Genomic DNA, 19,233 nt, shown 5'->3' with positions numbered 1-19,233 from the left:
AACAGTCGGAAAGAGCCCACACCGATCGAGCAGCACACGAGGGCAGTGGTCCGACCGAGCAATAGTAAGGAACACGAAACATGTCTGATGCCGCGACAATCCGGCCGCTGCGTGCCAGTGAGATCTCCGAGTGGGACAAGGAGGCCGACGTCGTCGTCGCCGGTTACGGCATCTCCGGGGTGTGCGCCGCCATCGAGTCCGCGCGGGCGGGCGCCGAGGTGTTGATCCTGGAGCGCACCGGCGGTTGGGGCGGTGCGGCCGCGATGGCGGGCGGGTTCATCTATCTCGGCGGCGGCACGCCGCTACAGCAGGCTCTCGGCTTCGAGGACACGCCGGAGAACATGGAGACGTTTTTGCTGGCCGCCCTAGGTCCGGGCGTCGACAAGGCGAAGATCGCCGACTACTGCCATGGCAGCGTCGAACACTACAACTGGCTCGTCTCCTGCGGTGTCCCGTTCCGTGAGGCGTTCTGGGGTGAGCCCGGGTGGGAGCCCCCGCACGACGAGGGACTGATGTACTCCGGCGGCGAGAATGCGGCGCCGTTCAATGCGATCGCGAAACCCGCGCCGCGCGGCCACGTTCCGCAGATGGCCGACAAGCGCATCGGCCAGAAGAGCGGCGGCTACATGTTGATGAAGCCGCTGGCCGAGACCGCCGAAAGTCTCGGTGTCCGTGTCGAATACGACACCAGGATCCGGCGTCTCATCGTCGATGACACCGAGCGCGTCGTCGGCGTGCTCGCCACCCAATTCGGCAAGCAGGTCGCGATCCGCGCCGAACGCGGCGTGGTGCTGGCGACCGGCAGTTTCGCTTACCACCAGAAGATGATCGAGGGCTATGCGCCGCGGTTGATCGGCCGTCCCGCCGCCGCGATCGAGGAGCACGACGGTATCGGCATCCTCGTCGCCCAGGCACTCGGCGCCGAGCTGGCGCACATGGATGCCACCGAGGTCGCGTTCTTCGGTGACCCGCAGATGATGGCCCGCGGCATTCTGGTCAACGGTCGCGGCCAGCGTTACATCCCGGAGGACACCTATCCCGGGCGCATCGGCCAGGCGACGCTGATTCAACAGGAGAATCAGGCGTATCTGATCATCGACGAGGAGTCGCTCGAGGTCGCGCTGGCCACCGAAACCGCCACCCCGTTCTTCCGGCAGCCGCCGACCTGGGCGGCCGAAACCGTCGCCGAACTCGAGGCGGACATGTGCCTGCCGACGCTGGCGCTGCAAGGCACGATCGACGCCTACAATCTGCACGCCGCCGACGGCAAGGATCCACTGCTCGGCAAGAAGCCCGAGTGGGTCAAGCCGATCGGCACGCCGATCGCGGCGTTCGATATGCGAGGCTTCACCGCGGGTTTCACCCTGGGCGGCCTGCGCACCGACCTCGACTCCCGCGTGCTGCACGTCTCGGGCGAGCCGATCCCCGGGCTGTTCGCCGCGGGCCGCTGCACCTCCGGTCTCTGCGCGGGCGGTTACGTCAGCGGCGCCTCGCTCGGTGACGGCAGCTTCTATGGCCGTCGCGCTGGTCTAGCCGCGGCAAAGTAGTGGTCGCCGCGGCGGCCGGCGTCGGGACCGCCACGGCGTACACCTATTTCTCCTCCAAGGAACACCTCGTCGCCGAGATCTTTTGGCGCCGCCTGGTTTCCGGCTCGTCTCCCGCTAGCGAAGACCCGGACCCCGTTGTCCGGGTCGTCGCCGAGCTCCGCAAAATCGCCCTGCTCGTCGCCGACGAACAGGAACTCTCGGGCGCGGTCACCAGCGCTCTGCTCGGCCGCGACCCCGATGTGGCGCATCTGCGTGCCCGCATCGGCGCCGAAATCCGCAAGCGCCTGCTGGGCGCCCTCGGCCCCGACGCCGACCCCGACGTCGTCGAGTCCCTCGAACTCCTCTACGCGGGCGCCCTCGTCCGCGCCGGGATGGGCTACGCCTCCTACTCGGAAATCGCCGACCGCCTGGAGAAAATCTCAGAGTGTTGCCCGCGGCGCCCCCATCCCGGGGTTGATGGTGACCGGGCCGGTCGCTGACGGGGTGATCGGGAAGTCGAAGATGGCTGTGGGGATGTACACGGTGGCACAGGAATTGGGGATATCGACGACGCCCGAGAAGCGGCCTTCGATCGGTGCAGCGCCGAGCAGGAGGTATGCCTGTTCGGGGCTGTAGCCGAACTTGGTGAGGTAGTCGATGGCGTGCAGGCAGGCGCGTTCGAACGACAGTTGGGAGTCGAGGTAGCGCTGTTCGCCCGCGAGGGTGACCGAGGTGCCGGAGAAGGCGAGGTACTCGGTGTAATTGGGGCCCTCGTTGCCGGGCATGAAGATGGCGTTCTCCGAGACACCGTAGAGCTCCATGCCGTTCTTGATGAGATCCACGCGCAGGTCGATGAATCCGCCCATCTCGATGGCGCCGCAGAAGGTGATCTCACCGTCGCCCTGGGAGAAGTGCAGATCGCCGACGGACAGTTCCATCTGAAAAGTTTGCACTTAACGTCTGTTTCGCTCGGGCCGCTCGGCCTCGTTTCAGCCACACGGTGGCACCGCCATCCGCCGGTGTCGCAGCGTGACCGGTCGGCGCGCGTGGCGGCCGACCGGGGCTCAGGTTGTCAGCTCGGCGAGCACATTGAAATCGAGCGCATCGGCGTCGGCGAGATACACCGGCTGCGTGGTGTGCGCGCCGCGGACCCGCACCTCGCCGCGCGGACCGCCGTAACTGACACCGGCGGAGCCACGTTCGATGGCGCGCAGATCGAGGCTGCGGGAGTTCTCCGCCAGGGAGGCGAACAGCAGCATGCCCTCGTAACAGGATTCGCCGATATTGTTCAGCGTCGGCGCGAACGAGCCGAAATGCTGGAGGTACCTGGAGCCGAAATCCATGCCCTCCGCGGAGACAACGCTCTCGAAATAGCCACTGGCGGTGTACAAGCCGCGGGTGCTGTCCGGGCCGCCCGCATACAGCACGTCCTCGCTGATCATCATGTTCAGCCGCAGCTGGTTCTCGTCCAACCCGGCCTTGGCGAACGCCTGATTGAACGCCGCGCAGTCGGCGCCGACCATGAATACCAGAACCCCTTGCGCCGGTGAGCCTTTGACCAATTCGAGTGCCCGGCCGAAGCTGCGCCCGCCGAGTGGGATGTAGGTCTCGCCGACGATTTCGATGTCGGTCGTCGCCGCGAATTCCCTTGCTGCCCGCGCTGTTTCGCGCGGCCACACATAATCGTTGCCGACCACGCACCAGCGCCGGATGCCGTGCTCCGCGCGCAGCCAGCGCAGCGCGGGGAAGAGCTGCTGATCGGGCGTCTCGCCGACCATGTAGACACCGTCGGCGTCCTCGCCGCCCTCGTAGAACGTGGTGTAGATGTAGGGCACGCGTCCGGCGGTCTGCGGCGTAATCACCTTGCGGGCGTTGGACAGATGCCATCCGACGACACCGTCGACCAACCCCGTGCTGACCATGCGGTCTATCTCCGCGGCCAGCACCGGCAGCGGCGCGCCCGCGTCGACCGGATGCAGCCGCACCGTGCGGTCGAGAACGCCGCCCGCGGCGTTGATGTCATCGATGGCCAGTGTCGCGCAGGCCTCGCAGGAAGGTCCGAACAAGCCCGCCGGTCCGCTCAGCGGCACCACCAGCGCAATGTCCACCGTCTCGCGATGGCCTCGAAAGCCCGAAAGCGACAATGGAATCACCACCGTATATTTCCATTTGAATCAATACCATACGGCGTTGTATATAGTGCTGTGGTGGACGATAGCACTGCCCCCGCCGCACTGGAGGAGTTGGCGCGACTTGTGCGCCGGGCGTCACAGGAATTGGACCGCGCCGTCGCGACCTGTCTCGGTGAAGCCGCGGTCGGACGCTGGCACGTCCTGACCGCCGTCGCCGGTGGCCACGGCCGCGCGATGTCGCAGCTCGCCGAGGCCACCCTGCTGACCGGCGCCAGCCTGACCAGACTCATCGATGCGATGATCGCCGACAACCTGGTGCACCGCAAGGTCGACGACACCGACCGCCGCCGCGTCCTGGTCTTCCCCACCCGCCGCGGCCTGCTGACCTACCAGGTGATGACCCGTGCCATCAACGAGGCGGGCCTCGATCTGATCGCCACCGACACCGACGGTCTCACTCGCTCGCTGCGCGCCTTGCTCGACCAATTGCACGACACCGAACCGGCGGTCGTATAGGTCTGTTTTCGGGCTGAGCGCATCGATACTCAGGTCATCAGGGACATCCCCGATGGCGCGGTGACGTGATCGCAGACAGACTAGGCTGCATGACTTCGCACGCTGTGGGTACCGACACCGCCGAATCGGAGGCTCCGACCGATGTCGCGGCCCGTGCTATCGACCTGATGAAGGTCTACGGGTCGGGAGATACGCAGGTCAGGGCCTTGGATGGGGTCTCAGTCGACTTCGCGAAAGGGGAGTTCACCGCGATCATGGGACCGTCGGGGTCGGGCAAGTCCACGCTGATGCACTGCCTGGCGGGCCTGGACAGCGCCACCTCGGGGGTCGTGCGAATCGGCGATACCGACCTGTCGGGGCTGTCGGACAAGGACATGACGCGGCTGCGACGCGATCGCATCGGGTTCGTTTTCCAGGCATTCAACCTGGTGCCGACGCTGACCGCGTTGGAGAACATCACGCTGCCGCTGGACATCGCGAGCCGCAAGCCCGATCAGGACTGGCTGGACACGGTGCTCAAGCGGCTCGGGCTGACCGATCGGCTCACCCACCGGCCCAGTGAGCTGTCCGGCGGGCAGCAGCAGCGGGTGGCGTGCGCGCGGGCGCTGGCCGGCAAACCGGAGATCATCTTCGGTGACGAGCCGACCGGCAACCTCGACTCCCGCGCCTCCGAGGAGGTGCTGAACATCCTGCGGGCCGCGGTGGATGAATTCGGGCAGACGGTCGTCATCGTGACACACGAGCCGCACGCCGCGGGCTACGCCGACCGGGTGATCTTCCTCGCCGACGGTCGCATCGTGGACGAATTGCGCGATCCTACTCCGGAATCCGTGCTCGACCGGATGAAGGCGCTGGAGCAGGCGTGACCAGAGACGATCGCGCAGCGCTCATCGGAGCCTGCCGGGTGCGGGCGTCCCGCATGAAACAGGAGCAGGCGTGATGGCCGGTAGTCCCATGCGCAAGGTGGCGTTGCGCAACCTGGCCGCGCACAAGGTGCGCCTGGCGTTGACCCTGCTCTCGGTGGTTCTCGGCACCGCCTTCATCGCGGGTTCGTTCGTATTCACCGACACCCTGCAGCGCACCTTCGACGGGATCTTCGCGAATCAGGCGAAGGGCGTCGATGTCCGCGTGAGCCCCAAGCAGCGGCAGGCGCTCGGTGTTCCACTGAGCGTGGTGGATCAGATCTCGAAGATGGACGGGGTCCGTGCGGTCGCGCCGAGCGTGAACGGCCCGGTGGTGCTGCTGTATCCCGACGGTAAGAAGGCCGTGCAGACCGGTGGCGCGCCCACCTTCGGCCAGTCGTATCTGCCGCCCGATAAAGCGATCGCCGAACCGGACAAGTTCGTACAGGGCGTCCCGCCCGCGCATGGCGGTGAGATCGCGATCAATACCAGCGGCGCCGATCGAGCCGGGCTGAAGGTGGGCGATAGGACAAAGGTGCTGATCCCGTCGCACGGCCCGCCGATCGACGTGACGGTGACCGGCATCTACCAGGTGCCCTCCGACACCAGCGGCTTCGTCGGCCTGCTCTTCGACGACGCGCAGGCGCGCCAGCTGTTCACCGACGGCACCCACGTCGCCTACGTCGACGTCGCCGCCGCGGGCATTCCCGGTGACCAGCTGCGTGACCAGCTCTCGGCCACCCTGAAGGACTACAAGGTGCAGAACGGCGATCAGGTGCGCGCCGATCTGAAGAAGGAAATCTCCAACGCGCTGAACTTCATCAACTACTTCCTGCTCGCCTTCGGCGCGATCGCGCTGATCGTTGGCACGTTCATCATCTACAACACCTTCTCGATGATCGTCGCCCAGCGGTTGCGTGAACTGGCGCTGCTGCGCGCGGTCGGCGCCAGCCGACAGCAGGTGGGACGCTCGGTGGTGGCGGAGGCATTCGTCATCGGATTGATCGGCAGCGCAATCGGATTGGCGGGCGGCATCGGTCTGGCGTACGGACTTTCCGCGCTGCTCAATGCGTTCCATCTCGGGCTGCCCACCGGCTCGCTCGCGGTGCTGCCGCGCACCATCATCGTCGGCATGCTCGTCGGCCTGCTGGTCACCGTTGTCAGTGCGTATGCGCCCGCACGGCGGGCCGCGATGATCCCGCCCGTGGAGGCGATGCGGGAGGAATTCGCTTCGGCCGGTGAGTCTTTGCGGATGCGCACGCTGATCGGTGCGGTGCTCGCGGTCATCGGCGTCGTGCTGGTGGTGATCGGTGCGCAATCCGTCGGCGGCAATGCGGCGTTGACGGTGGGCGTCGGTGCGCTGGCGCTGATCTTGGCGGTGCTGCTCGCCGCGCCCGCGGTGTCGCGGCCGGTGGTCGCGGTGCTCGGCGTGCTCATTCGACCGTTCGGACCGATCGGGCGGATGGCGCGCAACAATGCCGCGCGCAATCCGCGCCGTACCGCCGCAACCGCTTTCGCGCTCACCCTCGGGCTGATGCTGGTGACCGCGATCGGCATGCTCGGCGCCTCGGCGAAGGCGAGCGTGAGCGTGCTGGTGGACAAGGGCGTGAAGGCCGACTACGTGCTGGCCGGGCCGCAGATGATCGGGGTGCCGCTCGGCACCGGCGACGCGGTGCGCAAGGCCGTGCCGCAGGTGGCCGATGTGGTCGGGATTCGCGGCGTCGGTTTCAAGGTCGGCGACGAGCAGGTCGGCGGCACCTCACCGGACGGCCCGCTCGACCATGTCCTGAGCTACGACATCGTCAGCGGCGCCGACACTCTCGGTGACCACGACGTGCTGGTTTCGGAGGAGGAAGCGGACAAACGGGGTTGGAAGATCGGCCAGCAGGTCAACGTGACCAGCCTGGACTTCAAGAAGATGTCGATCACCGTGACCGGCATCTACAAGAAGACTCCGCTGCTCGGCCCCATGGTGGTGTCGCCGAAGATGTACGACGAGATCATGCCGGTCAACTTCCGGACCAACTTTCTGATGCTGGTCAAGGCCAAGCCGGGCGCCGATCTCACTGAACTGCGCGCGGATCTGGAGAAGGCGACCGAGCAGTTCGTTGTGGTTCAGGTGCAGGACCGCGAGGAGTTCAAGGGCGCGCAGGGCAAGCAGATCAACACGCTGCTGGCGATCCTCTACGGCCTGCTCGCGCTCGCGGTGGTGATCGCGATCCTCGGCATCGTCAATACCCTGGCGCTGTCGGTGGTGGAGCGTCGGCGCGAGATCGGCATGCTGCGCGCGGTCGGCATGCAACGTGCTCAGGTGCGTCGAACCATCTATCTGGAATCGATGTTGATCGCGGTGTTCGGCGCGATCGTCGGCATGCTGCTCGGCCTCGGCCTCGGTGTCGGCTTCTTGCGCACCCTGCGTGACCTCGGCCTCGACCAGATCGCGATTCCGTGGAACCAGCTGGTGCTGGTGCTTATCAGCTCGGCGGTCGTCGGAGTGCTCGCGGCGCTCTGGCCCGGCATCCGCGCCGCGCACACGCCACCGCTGGCGGCCATCGCGGATCTGTAGGTTCGCCACGCTTCAGGCCGGTGTCATCGCGCAACAGGTGACACCGGCCTGTTGCGTTGTCGGTCCGGATCGGGGTCTATCCGGGATAGCGGGCGTGCCGGTCCGCGGTCGGCTCGCCGTAATCGTTGCGGGGCGGGTCGTAGACGAGGAGTACCGATCCCGTGGGTCTTTGGACAGCGCGGCAATCGGGCAATAATGTCGAGCGGTCACCGGCTGGGCTGGGTCGCTGTGGTGTCAGACATCCCAGGAGCTTGGGTGTCAAGGAAATTCAAGCTGCGAGGTGCTGGTGGCGGTGTGACCAGGCCGCTTGCTGGCTGTAGGGAGTCTTGGTTTTCAGGCAGCCGTGCAGGATGCCGACGAGCCGGTTGCCGAGCTGGCGGAGAGCGGCGTTGTAGTTCATGTCGCGGGCTCGTAGCTCGTCGTAGTAGGCGCGCGCTCCGGGGTCGTGCAGGATCGCCGCACCGGCCTGCATGTGCAGGGCGTCGACGAGCCGATCGTTGTGGACGAACCGGGCGTGGACGGTTTTGGTCTTGCCGGACTGGCGGGTGATCGGGGCGGTGCCGGCGTAGTTCTTGCGGGATTTGGCGTCGGCGTAACGGCCATCGGCGTCGCCGAACTCGGCAAGCACCCGGGCGCCGGTGATCACGCCCATGCCGGGTTGGCTGAGGTAGACCTCAGCGTCCGGGTGCCGGCCAAAACACGACCCCACCTCGCCCTCGAGGATCTTGACCTGCTCGTTGAGGGTGCGCAGGACCGCGACCGTCGCGCGGACCGATGCCGCGTAGGCGCCGGCCACGATCTCGGCCTGGCCCAGGTGCTCACCGCGCAGCGCCGCCTGGATCGCGGCGGCCTTGGCGGGGATATCGCGGCGTCGTGCCCGCTTGAGCGCGGTAGTGATCTGGCCGATCGTCAACCGTGCCGCAGTGGCGGGATCGGCGGCCTTGCCCAGCAGTTCGAGGGTGTCGGCACCGGCGAGCCCGAGCGGCTTGTAGGCCTCGAGTGCCGCCGGGAAGTACTCGCGCAGCGCCGTGCGCAGCCGCAGCATGTGCCGGGTGCGTTCCCAGATCAACGTCTGATGCGCGCGGGCGGCGACCTTGACCGCCGCGGCCTCGTCGGAATCGGCGGCGACCTGACGCAGCTGGTGGCGGCGGGTGCGCAGCATGTCGGCCAGGGTCTTCGCGTCGGCCTTGTCGTCCTTGGCGCCCGACAGCGACAGCAGTTCCCGATGACGGGCAGCGGTTTTCGGGTTGACCCCGTACACCTGGTAGCCGGCCGCGACCAGCGCCCGCACCCACGTGCCGCGGTCGGTCTCGATGCACACCAGCACCTGCCCGGGATCGGAATCCTGTGGCAGGAACCGGGCGATCAGCTCATGCAGCCGGGTCATGCCCTCGACGCCCTCGGGTAGCCTGGCTGCCTTCAGGGTCTTGCCTTGTTCGTCCTGCACCTCCACGTCATGGTGATCTTCGGCCCAGTCGTCTCCGACGAACAGCATCGTGTGCTCCTGAATCTGCCGGTTCGGTCATCAGCAGCCGACGGGAGACCCAGCGCCCTAATGGACCAGTGCTCACACCAAAGGTGTTGGTGGGCACGACATCCCATAAGTTGTTTCGCTCCCGGCCACCGGCAGGGGCACGGTCTGACACAAGAACTCGAAGCTCAGGGTGCGTAAGTGCTCACCTGCCGGGGCTACCGGCACCGAGTCTGCCCTACCGACCGACCCGGTAGCTCCCATTAGGGTTGTCCGGTGTTTGCGTTTGCCCATGATTGGATGTCGCCGCGATCCAGGGCGAGGGCCAGGAGGTCGGGGAATTTGTTGGGGGTGCAGGCGAAGGCGGGGACTCCCAGGGCGGCCAGTGCGGCGGCATTGTCGTGGTCGAAGGCGGGGGCGCCGTCGTCGGAGAGAGCCAGCAGGACGACCACTTGGACGCCGGATTCCTTCATGGCGTTGACGCGGCGCAGCATTTCCTCGCGGATGCCGCCCTCATAGAGGTCGGAGATGAGGACGAAGAGGGTGTCGGCGGGACGGGTGATGAGTGATTGCGAGTAGGCGATGGCGCGGTTGATGTCGGTGCCGCCGCCGAGTTGGGTGCCGAACAGGACATCGACCGGGTCGGCGAGTTGTTCGGTGAGGTCGACGACTTCGGTGTCGAAGACGACCAGCGATGTCTTCAGCGTGCGCATGGAGGCGAGCACGGCGCCGAACACCGACGCGTAGACGACGCTGGAGGCCATCGAGCCGGATTGGTCGATGGCGAGCACGACATCGCGGCGGACCGCCTGGGCCTTGCGGCCGTAGCCGACCAGTCGCTCGGGCACCACGGTGCGGTGTTCGGGCAGGTAGTGCGCGAGGTTCTTGCGGATGGTGCGATCCCAGTCGATATCGCGCAGGCGGGGACGGCCGATGCGAGCGGCGCGGTTCAGCGCGCCGGAGACGGCCGCCAGCGTGTGTGCGGCGACGCGCTGTTCGATCTCGCGGACGACCTTTTCCACGACCATGCGCGCGGTCGCCTTCGTGGTCTCGGGCATTACGCCGTTGAGGCTCAGCAACGTACCGACCAGGTGCACGTCGGGTTCCACCGCTTCGAGCAATTCCGGCTCCAGCAGCAGCTGCGTCAGGTTCAGCCGATCGACCGCATCGCGCTGCATGACCTCGACGACGGTGGACGGAAAGTAATTGCGGATGTCGCCGAGCCAGCGCGCCACCTTGGGCGCCGAGCCACCGAGACTGCCCGCGCGTTTGCCGGATGTCGAGGTGTCGTCGGTGTTGTACAGCGCCGACAACGCCGCATCCATCGCTCGATCGTCGGCGGACCCGAGCCCACCGAGGTTCGGCTCGGCGGCGGTGCCGAGCACCAAACGCCAACGCCTGGCCTGTGTTTCATCGATGTCATTCATCCGGCTACTCCCAGAAGCTCGGCGACGGTGCGCATTGCGAGGAGGCCGCGGTCCACGTCGAAGGTTGTGGCGCTGTCGGCGTCGGTGTGCGGGGTGCGGGAACCGCCGTTGCGGACCGCCTGACCGATTGCGCGGCGTTCTCCCGATTCGAAGGCGCCGAAGGTGCGGCGCAACAGGGGGAGTGTCTCGACGAACATGTCGTCGCCGAGGCCGCGGAGCCAATCGTCGATGAGGCGCAACAGCTCTCGATCGTGGACCAGCAGCAGGCCGCGGCCGCCGAGGAAGCCGTCGATCCAGGCGGCTTTGGCTGCGGCGGTATTGCCGATGGAAAGGGCAGCGGAAAGCCTGCGGGCGGAATCGGTTTCGTCGATGATGCCCGCGTCGCAGAGCAGGCGGACCGCGCGGCCGACCAGGGTGCCGTGCACATCGTCGCGGTCGGCGATACGGCGGAGGGTGGCGAGCCATTCCTTGGTGGCCCAGCCGTCGTCGCGGGTGTGAATGGCGGTGTGGGCCGCATCGATGAGGGCGCGCAGTTGCTCGGCGGCGTCGGTGTCCAGTCCGGTGACCGCGCCGGGGAGACCGGCGCAGACTCGGACGAGCAGGCCGTCGGCGACGTGGGCGAGCGCTGTGGTGTCGGTGCCGCGGACGTCGCCGTAGCGCAGCGTGCGGACCAGCCCGGGCAGGGCCGCGAGCAGGTGGCTCACGTCGTGGTCCAGTGCCGCAACGGATTCCAGCCGGGTGATCAGTCCGTCGGTGGCGCCGCCGAGATCGGCGAGTAGCGCCACCTCCAGCGCGGCGGTGAGGTCGGCGACGGTGCTGCCATCGCGGCGTGCCATATCGAGGATCTTCGCCTCGGCGGCGGTGCGGATGGTGGTGCCCCAGCGCGACGCCTCGATGATCGAGACGGCGAACTCCGGCCGCCATTCCAGCGTCCAGGTCTCCCGGAAGGTGCCGGTGCTGCGCACCTCGCCGGTGGTGAGCGTGCCCCAGCCGATGCCGAGCAGCCGCAGCCGGTGCAGCAGCCGGGACCGCTCGACCTCACGCTCCTTGCGCAGGTCGAGATCGAGGGTCCGCGACAGCGCCTCCTGCTTCATCCGTAGCGTCCGGATCCGGGCCCGTAAATCGGCATCGAGCGGCACGGTGGGCGTGCCCTCCGGCACCGTGCCCAGCGCCTCTCCGACAACGAGTTCCGCGGCAATCAGCCGCACCATCGTCTCGTCGCCCGCGCACATCACCGCGCGCACGGCCTCGGTGACCTCGGACAATCCGGCCAGCGGCCGGGCGCGCAGCACGGCGAGCGTGTCGGCGAGCCGAACGGCCTCGATGATGTGCGCACTCGATACCGGCAGATCGTGCGCCCGCAGCACCCCGGCCACCCTGGTGAGCCAGCGCGCGATGGGCTGCTCGGTCTGGGTGAACAGATGGTGATACCAACCCGGTGCGGTGATGCCCGCGCCATACCCCGACGCCGACGCCAGCCGCGAATGCGTCCACGGCACCCACGTCACCGCGGCCTTCACCTTCGGAAGTCCTTTGAGCAGCCGGGTATCCGCCGCGGCGGGTCCGAGCTTGCCCGCCAGCGCAGGAGCATGCCACGCCCCACACACCACCGCGAGCCGCTGCGCACCGTCCTTGAGCGCCTTGCGCATGGTCTGGCGCATGTACGCCTCGCGCCGCAGCGTGTGTGCGTCGATCCGGATCGGCACTCGGCCATCGTGTTTCGATTCGGGAGCCGCAGTGGTGTGGTCGGCGATGGAGGATTGCTCTGCTGCTGTCGCACCATCCGCGGCGGCGGGAGGCATGGATTCGCGCGAACCCGATTCGACGTCGACCATCGCTTCATCGGCATCGGCATCGGCATCGGCATCGGCATCGGCTTCCGCGAGTTGATGATCGATCGAACCGGCGTTCGCGGGCCGGTCGTCCGGCCGTTCCTCGGCTCCGACATCCGCCGTGGTGGTGAACCTGCCTTGCCCGGCGGCTTCACGCAGTGCGCCCATGGCCTCGGTGATCGCCTCGAAAGTATCTGCGTCCGAGGCGGATTCGACTACCGAGTCCCACCAGCGTTCGGCGTCGTCGTAGCCGCCGGCAGCGGCCAGCTCGGCCAGCGGGTCGATGGCATCGCCCGGCTCGTCCTCGCTGGCGAGCACGGTGGTGGCGGGCAGGTCGCAGAACCGCACGGGCACACCGTGTTCGACGGCGTACCGCAATGCCTGCCATTCCGGGGAGAACACCGCGTACGGCCAAAACGCCGCCTTCGCCGGTGCGTCCGGCAGATAGGCCAGCAAGGCGACCGGCGGGGCCATGCCCTCGGCGGCGACATAACCGACCAGCGGATCGGCATCGGCCGGTCCCTCGATCAGGATCGCGTCCGGGCGAAAAGCCTCCAGCGCCGAGCGCAATGACCTGGCCGAACCCGGGCCGTGATGGCGGATGCCGAACACCCGAATCGTCGGTCCACCGGCGGCCCGCGGTGCGACACCGGCGTCGTGGTTCGGCGCCGAGTCATCCGGCGCCGAGTCATTGGGCACCGCGTCATTCGGCGCTGGGTCCGCCTCGTCGTTGGTCGCTGTGGCTGCGAGCGTCTGGTTCACAGTGTCACCCCCTGTTTTGCGCGCGGCGCGGTCTGCGTGGCCGGCACCGATCTCGTCCGTGCGGGTGCCGCGTCTGCACCACGTCGGCCGGTCCGGTCCGGGCGCGGCCTGCCTGCACGGTTCTGCGTGGCATTACCTGTTTCGTGTTCGTCGGCCGTGTCCGTGGCAAGCCGGATTCGGCGGTCGCGGTCCAAGGCCGTTGTGTCTGTGCGCATCCAGGTCACCGTGGTTGTGGGCGCCGGCGGATCCAGCGTCCGCACTTACCCGCTCACCTCGCGGCAGGCGCGATAGAAGTCGGACCAGTCGGGGCGTTCGCGGACAACGGCTTCCAGATATTCGGTCCAGACGACGGCGTCGGACACCGGGTCCTTGATCACCGAGCCGAGGACCGCACCCGCGATATCGGAGGCGCGCAGGATGCCGTCGCCGAAATGGGCCGACAGGGCGATGCCATTGGTGATCACCGAGATCGCCTCGGCGGTGGAGAGGGTGCCGGAAGGAGACTTGAGTTTGGTGCGGCCGTCGGCGGTGATGCCGGAGCGCAGTTCACGGAAGATGCGCACGACGCGGCGGACCTCCTCGGCGGCCGCGGGAATGGTCGGCAGTTCGAGCGCGGAGCCGAGTTGTTCCACCCGGCGGGTGACGATGGCGACCTCGTCGTCCTCGCTGGCGGGTAGCGGCAGTACCACGGTGTTGAAGCGGCGGCGCAGCGCCGAGGACAGCTCGTTCACGCCGCGGTCGCGGTCGTTGGCGGTGGCGATCACGTTGAAGCCCTTGGTGGCCTGCACCTCCATGCCGAGTTCCGGGACCGGCAGAGTTTTCTCGGACAGCACGGTGATCAACGCGTCCTGCACATCCGACGGGATGCGGGTGAGTTCCTCGATGCGGGCGATGGCGCCGCGGCGCATCGCGGTCATCACCGGCGAGGGCACCAGCGCGCCCTCACTCGGGCCCTCGGCCAGCAGGCGCGCGTAGTTCCAGCCGTAGCGGATCGCCTCCTCAGCGGTGCCCGAGGTGCCCTGCACCAGCAGCGTCGATTCGCCGCAGATGGCGGCCGAAAGATGTTCCGAAACCCAGGTTTTGGCGGTGCCTGGCACACCGAGCAGCAGCAGCGCCCGGTCGGTCGCGAGGGTGGCGACCGCAACCTCCATGAGCCGACGCGGGCCGACGTACTTCGGGCTGATCAGGGTGCCGTCGTCGAGCGCGCCGCCGAGCAGATAGGTGACCACCGCCCAGGGCGACAGGCGCCACGAGGGCGGGCGGGGCCGGTCGTCGATCGCGGCCAGTGCTCGCAGTTCGTCGGCATACGCCTGTTCGGCGTGCGGGCGCAACAGCGACGGCGTGGTGTCTTCGGTGGTCACTGCGGTGGTGGTCACTGCAACTCCTCGAGCATCATCGAGCGGTGGTTGAGGTCATGGGCGAGCTGGTTGAAAGCCTGCTCCCAGCCGGGGTCGTCGCACCGGCGGGCCACCACGGTGACCGCACCGGCCGAGACGAGCGGTAGATGCGCGGCCGCCGCAGCCAGCAGCGACCGGTGCGCACTGGGTGTGGCACCGTGCGCGGCGGGACGTTGGGCCGCGGCGCGAGCGCGTTCGAACAGCAGCAGAATCAGATGCTGCGCCAACGGTTCCGGCCACGGGTGCCCCATCGCGGGCAGCAGTGCCTCGATCTCCGAGAGCCAGGAGCCGTCCAGCTGCAATAGGTGCTGGGTCCGATCGGCGAGCGGCACCTGTGCGAACAGCTCGCGCCGCCGCAGCATGGCCAGATCAGACGGTACCCCGGCGTCGAACAGCGCCCGCGCCCACGCCGGATTATGTTGCATCAGTGCGGCATCCACCCAGCCGTCGAACACCGGCTGCCGGAAACGGTCGGCGATCCCGGCCTTTGTCGCATGCTGCGGAGTGCTCAACGTATTCGCGGTGCCGAGCGCCGACTCCCAGTGGGCGAGCGGTGTCGCGGCGACGAGTTGCCGCAGGCGCCCCGCGGTCACGTCGGGTGCGCCGCCCCACCGGTAGGTGAACTCGACGGTGCGATCGGAGATGCCGTCCCTGCGGTCCGCGGCGGCGAGCGTGTCCGGCATTTCGACCGTGAGATGCGCACGCAAGCCCTGGTTTTCGGCAGGCGCCCACAGCGTGCTGATCCACTCGGTCGCGCGTCGTGTCATGCGATGGGCGAACGCGGAATCGGGGAGCAGCGTCAGTAGACCGGCGGCGGTCCGTCGGACATCGGCGCGCCGATCGTCAAGCACCGACTCCAGCAGCGGTTCGTCGGCCGCCGAAATCCCTTCGGCGAGAACGGCAAGCAACTCCGCCTTCAGCGGACCCGATTCCTTCGGCCAGGCGGTGGCAAGCGCCGCACGCGCCGCGTCTGCGTCGCGGCGGCGCAGGTCGGAGAGCCACTCCCGGCGCTCGGGCGGCCTGCCGAACTGCCAGACATCCGCGGGCGGCGTTTCGGTGTTGTGCCGCACCAGGTTTTGCCATTCCGGATGCTGCGTCGCCAACCATCGGCCGCGCGCACCGGCCAGGCGCAGCAGCGGCTCCCGCAGCTCGGGGTTGATCTTCGCCTGTTCCAGCAACTGCCCGCAGAGTGCGTCGGGCGCGCGGAAGCCGTGTGGTTCGGCCGCCGCGAACCATTCGGGCAGAAAGGCCGAACTGTCCTGCAGCATGCGGGCCAGGCGGGCGGCCGCGGGCCGGGGCAGCTGCCGTCGCGTGTCGTCTTCGGCGGGTTCGGGTGCGGTCGTGGTGCCCGCCGCCACACCACCGCGCATGAAAGTGTCACGCAGCGCGGCCGATTCAAGCAGCAGCAGCGCCGGGTCGGTGCGCAGCCGGGTGGCGACGGCCGCTACGGGCGGGTCGAGCCGGGTGGGGTCCAGCGCGCGGCGCGCGGTGCCGAGCAGCGCGACGGAGATGAGGTCGGCGGCGTTCGATCCCGATGTGCTGGACGAATTCCGATTGCCGCGGTCGGCCAACCCGGGGCCGCCCACGTCGACCACCTCGCCCGCCGTGAATGCAGAGATCGGGGTCAGGCCGTCGGAGGTCCACTCGGCAGCCAGCGTCACCGGGTGGCCGCCCGAGACGCCGAGTAGTCGCCACGGCTGTTCGATCGGCACCACGGGCAGCGCCGAGCCGTCGGATTCGGCGATGTACCAACCATTCTCGTTCGATACCGGCACGACATCGGCGAGCAGTACCGGCCAGGATCGCAGCCATGGATCGGCGCCGAGCGCCCGCGCGTGCGCATCGAGCGCGGCGGCGATCGTGCCCGCACCAGTGGCGAGCGGCAGCGTGGTGAACGGTTCGGGTGCGCCGTGCCGATCACCCCACAGCGCGCGCAGCGGCGCGGCGCTCGGGTAATAGTGCAGCTGCGCGTCGGCTATCATGCCGGGCGCGGGCACCTCCGCGGAGAAGCTGGGCGAGCCGAACGAATGCTCGACCAGCAGTGCCCAGCGTCGACTTTCGCGGCCGTACAACCAGCTTCGCCTGGTGTAGAGCCGTTCCTCCTCGCTGGTCCGGACACCGAGCACCATCCACCGGTCGCGGACCGCCGGCTCGGTTCGCACGCTCTCGGCCGGTGTGGGGTAGCCGATGTGGGTGCGAATACTGGCCGTCAGCGCGGGCGACACGTCGTCGAGGCGGCGGTGCGCGGCGATCAGCAGGTGCAGCCTCGCGTATTCGCGCAGCACGAGCTCTGGCCAATCCGCGCTGGTCACCACCGTCGCGGGCAGCTGGCGCAGTGCGGCGGCGATGCCGGGCGCCTGTGCGTCGACCATCCGTGCGGCGATCGCCTCGAAGGCCCGAAACGACCTGTCGCTCTGCGCGAGCCCGGTGCGGATCTGGTCGCCGAGCCAAACATCGAGTTCCTCCAGTCCCGCCGTCACCCGCACCCGACGTTGCTCGGCGGTCGCCGGATTCGGCGTGCGCGCAGCGGTCTCACCAGCGGGCTCGGCCGCCCGAGTGGCCCGGCCGGTGATCCAGTCCGCCGCGAAGTCGGCGATCCGCGCCGACTCCTCGACCATTCCGCTCGACCAGGTCAGCAACAGCGACAGCGCATGCTTGCATGGGAACTTGCGGCTCGGGCACGAGCATTTGTACGCGGGGCCCGCCAGATCGACGATCGCCTGATACGGATGCGCACCGCTGCCCTTGCACAGGCCCCACAGTGCGTTGTCCCGGTATCCCATACCGTGCCAGCGCCCGGCCAGCTTCCGCGCGGCGGACAACGAACTCGCATCCGGCGCCAGCGCGGTGACCTGGTCCTCGGTCCACGGCGCGGTCATCGGATGGCTCCGGCTCGGCCTTGCGTCATGTCGTCCCCTGTTTCTCGGTTGCACGGATTTCTACCCCAGCCCACCGACAAGTGCGGTGGTACCCACGTGTTTTTCCTGGAAATCGCTGCACGGAATCGAAATTCGGGGGAAATTCGCCTTGCGCTGAGAGCTTCATTTCTGGCATTCTGTCTTGTTCGGCTCGACCGAGCCACCCGCAGCGGGTGATACACCATCGAGCTGCCCGTCGGGGCTGGCGAGGGGTGGACATCGAGCGCATTCCCCGTCGCTCGATGGCCATACCATCCCCGCGGGCAGGTTCGCACCCCTGACAAGCACATTCGCATGAGCGGTGGGCGAATTCGGTGCCATCGGGTAGCGTTTCGGACAGCTTCCGACAGTGACACCGGGCATTTGGGGTCGCCAGGACGCGGGTTCGGTGGTGGAGGGGGTTTTCGCATGCGCACGGATCCCGAGGCCGACCCTGCGACGGAACCCGTGCCGCGGCTGACCGAGGTGGTGGCCCGCCGACTCGCCGCGGATCCCGCGGTGACCGCCGATGTCGCACACGCGGTACTGCAAGCGCTCGGCACCGAGACTGATGATCGGACAACGGAATTCGACGGTTCCGGGATCTTCTTGCGCACCATTCGGGTGCGCGGATTCCGTGGCATCGGCCCCGAGGTGTCGCTGAATGTGCCGCCCGGCCCCGGTCTGACCCTGGTGGTCGGGCGAAACGGCAGCGGCAAGTCCAGCTTTGCCGAGGCCGCCGAACTGGCGCTCACCGGCGGCAACCGTCGCTGGGACGGCCGGTCGGCGGCGTGGCGGGAGGGCTGGCGCAACCTGCACGATGGCGATGCGGCGCACATCGAGCTGGAATTGCTCACCGCGGGCAGCGATTCCGAGCTGATCATCGCCAAGGAGTGGGCGCCGGACGCTGACCTCAGCGCGGCGCGCTGGACCGAACAGCGGCCACCCGCTCCGCCAACGGATTTCGATACCGAACGCTGGTCCGGGCTGCTGGAGTTGTACCGCCCGTTCTTGTCCTACAGCGAGTTGGGCGCGCTGGTCGACGGCAAGCCGAGCGACCTGTTCGACGCCCTGCACCAGCTGCTCGGCCTCGACGAATTGACCTTGGCGCAGGAGCGAATTCGCGCGAGCCGCCTGGAACTCGAACGCGCGGCGCGAGATTCGCGGCAGAAACGGGTCGAGCTGGTGACCGCGCTCGGTGCGGTGGCCGACGACCGCGCGGTTCGGGTCGCGGGACTGCTGCGTCCGGCTCAACCCGATCTCGTGGCGATCGGTCGGGAAATATTCGGCACCGCCGGCGATCCATCGGGACCGGCGGGTCTGCGGGCGATCGTGCGCCTGCGGGTGCCGACCCCCGCCGAGGTCGAGTCGGTAGCCACGCGCCTGGAGCAGTGCGGCGCGGCGCTCGCCCGCGGCTCCACCGCAAACGCCGAGGCCGACCTGCGGGTGCTGGAGCTGCTGCGCCGGGCCCGCGATCATGTCGCCGTGAGCGGACAGTGCGTCTGCCCCGTCTGTGGGCGTGGCGATCTGGACGACGTCTGGGCCCGCAGCGCGGACGACTCGATCGCCGCGCTGACCGCCCGTGTCGACGCGCTCGCCACCGCGCGCGACGAGCTGCGCCAGGCCGTGCGCGCCGCCCGATCGCTGCCGGATCACGTTCCGGCGGAACTGGATTTCGATCCGGGCTACCCGCCCACCGTGGACACCAGGGCGGTACGCCGGGCGTGGTCGGACTGGGCCGCGCTGACCTCGGCCGACTACACCCCGGATCTGCCGGACCGATTGCGCTGCGCCCACACCTGACT

Annotated in this window: 12 protein-coding genes and 1 pseudogene; 6 read left to right on the top strand and 7 right to left on the bottom strand. The window is 68.3% G+C overall.

Going from position 1 to position 19,233, the window contains the following annotated elements:
- The first annotated feature begins 80 nt into the window (after positions 1–80).
- Together ACV7NQ_RS10055 and ACV7NQ_RS10050 are read left to right on the top strand one after the other, a co-directional pair.
- Entirely contained in the window at positions 81–1,547 is a 1,467-nt protein-coding gene (locus ACV7NQ_RS10055; protein WP_463359373.1) for an FAD-dependent oxidoreductase, read from the top strand.
- Positions 1,547–2,026 carry a TetR family transcriptional regulator gene (locus tag ACV7NQ_RS10050; RefSeq protein WP_463359372.1) on the top strand — a complete coding sequence of 160 codons (480 nt, stop codon included), beginning with the start codon at positions 1,547–1,549 and terminating at the stop codon, positions 2,024–2,026. The genes ACV7NQ_RS10055 and ACV7NQ_RS10050 overlap by 1 nt, the downstream gene beginning before the upstream one ends.
- Here the strand turns inward: ACV7NQ_RS10050 and ACV7NQ_RS10045 are convergent.
- Both ACV7NQ_RS10045 and ACV7NQ_RS10040 read right to left on the bottom strand, forming a co-directional pair.
- A pseudogene (locus tag ACV7NQ_RS10045) lies at positions 1,967–2,458 on the bottom strand (acetamidase/formamidase family protein); the annotation flags it as partial. The gene ACV7NQ_RS10050 and the pseudogene ACV7NQ_RS10045 sit on opposite strands and share 60 nt — an antisense overlap.
- A gap of 132 nt (positions 2,459–2,590) precedes the next feature.
- Entirely contained in the window at positions 2,591–3,682 is a 1,092-nt protein-coding gene (locus ACV7NQ_RS10040) for a substrate-binding domain-containing protein (protein WP_463359371.1), read from the bottom strand.
- Between the two features lie 51 nt (positions 3,683–3,733).
- Between ACV7NQ_RS10040 and ACV7NQ_RS10035 the strand changes: the two genes are divergently transcribed.
- From ACV7NQ_RS10035 to ACV7NQ_RS10025, 3 genes are all read left to right on the top strand, one after another.
- Positions 3,734–4,174: a MarR family winged helix-turn-helix transcriptional regulator gene (locus ACV7NQ_RS10035; RefSeq protein ID WP_463359370.1), complete on the top strand. Its 441-nt coding sequence runs from the start codon at positions 3,734–3,736 to the stop codon at positions 4,172–4,174.
- Between the two features lie 89 nt (positions 4,175–4,263).
- The gene (locus ACV7NQ_RS10030; protein ID WP_463359369.1) at positions 4,264–5,040 is read left to right on the top strand and encodes an ABC transporter ATP-binding protein; all 777 of its coding nucleotides are present in this window, start codon (positions 4,264–4,266) and stop codon (positions 5,038–5,040) included.
- 73 nt (positions 5,041–5,113) lie between these two features.
- Positions 5,114–7,642: an ABC transporter permease gene (locus tag ACV7NQ_RS10025; RefSeq protein WP_463359368.1), complete on the top strand. Its 2,529-nt coding sequence runs from the start codon at positions 5,114–5,116 to the stop codon at positions 7,640–7,642.
- A 268-nt stretch (positions 7,643–7,910) separates the two neighbouring features.
- Here the strand turns inward: ACV7NQ_RS10025 and ACV7NQ_RS10020 are convergent, their stop codons facing one another.
- The 5 genes from ACV7NQ_RS10020 to ACV7NQ_RS10000 all read right to left on the bottom strand — a co-directional run bounded on the left by ACV7NQ_RS10020 (position 7,911) and on the right by ACV7NQ_RS10000 (position 17,410).
- Positions 7,911–9,137, bottom strand: coding sequence for an IS110 family RNA-guided transposase (locus ACV7NQ_RS10020; RefSeq protein WP_463359367.1), 1,227 nt, complete (start codon positions 9,135–9,137; stop codon positions 7,911–7,913).
- Positions 9,138–9,376: 239 nt separating this feature from the next.
- Positions 9,377–10,540, bottom strand: coding sequence for a VWA domain-containing protein (locus tag ACV7NQ_RS10015; RefSeq protein ID WP_463359366.1), 1,164 nt, complete (start codon positions 10,538–10,540; stop codon positions 9,377–9,379).
- Positions 10,537–12,984, bottom strand: coding sequence for a DUF5682 family protein (locus tag ACV7NQ_RS10010; protein WP_463365607.1), 2,448 nt, complete (start codon positions 12,982–12,984; stop codon positions 10,537–10,539). The genes ACV7NQ_RS10015 and ACV7NQ_RS10010 overlap by 4 nt, the downstream gene beginning before the upstream one ends.
- A 410-nt stretch (positions 12,985–13,394) precedes the next feature.
- A complete protein-coding gene (locus ACV7NQ_RS10005; RefSeq protein ID WP_463365606.1) occupies positions 13,395–14,495 on the bottom strand; it encodes an ATP-binding protein in 1,101 nt (366 codons plus the stop codon).
- An 11-nt stretch (positions 14,496–14,506) separates the two neighbouring features.
- Entirely contained in the window at positions 14,507–17,410 is a 2,904-nt protein-coding gene (locus tag ACV7NQ_RS10000; RefSeq protein ID WP_463359365.1) for a DUF5691 domain-containing protein, read from the bottom strand.
- Between the two features lie 447 nt (positions 17,411–17,857).
- On the opposite strand from ACV7NQ_RS10000, the gene ACV7NQ_RS09995 reads away from it, so the two are divergent.
- Positions 17,858–19,231, top strand: a complete 1,374-nt coding sequence (locus ACV7NQ_RS09995; protein ID WP_463359364.1) for an AAA family ATPase — start codon at positions 17,858–17,860, stop codon at positions 19,229–19,231.
- Positions 19,232–19,233 lie beyond the last annotated feature (2 nt).

This window comes from Nocardia sp. Tas62D01, from assembly GCF_055232035.1.
This window is presented reverse-complemented; position numbering and strand designations above follow the sequence as displayed.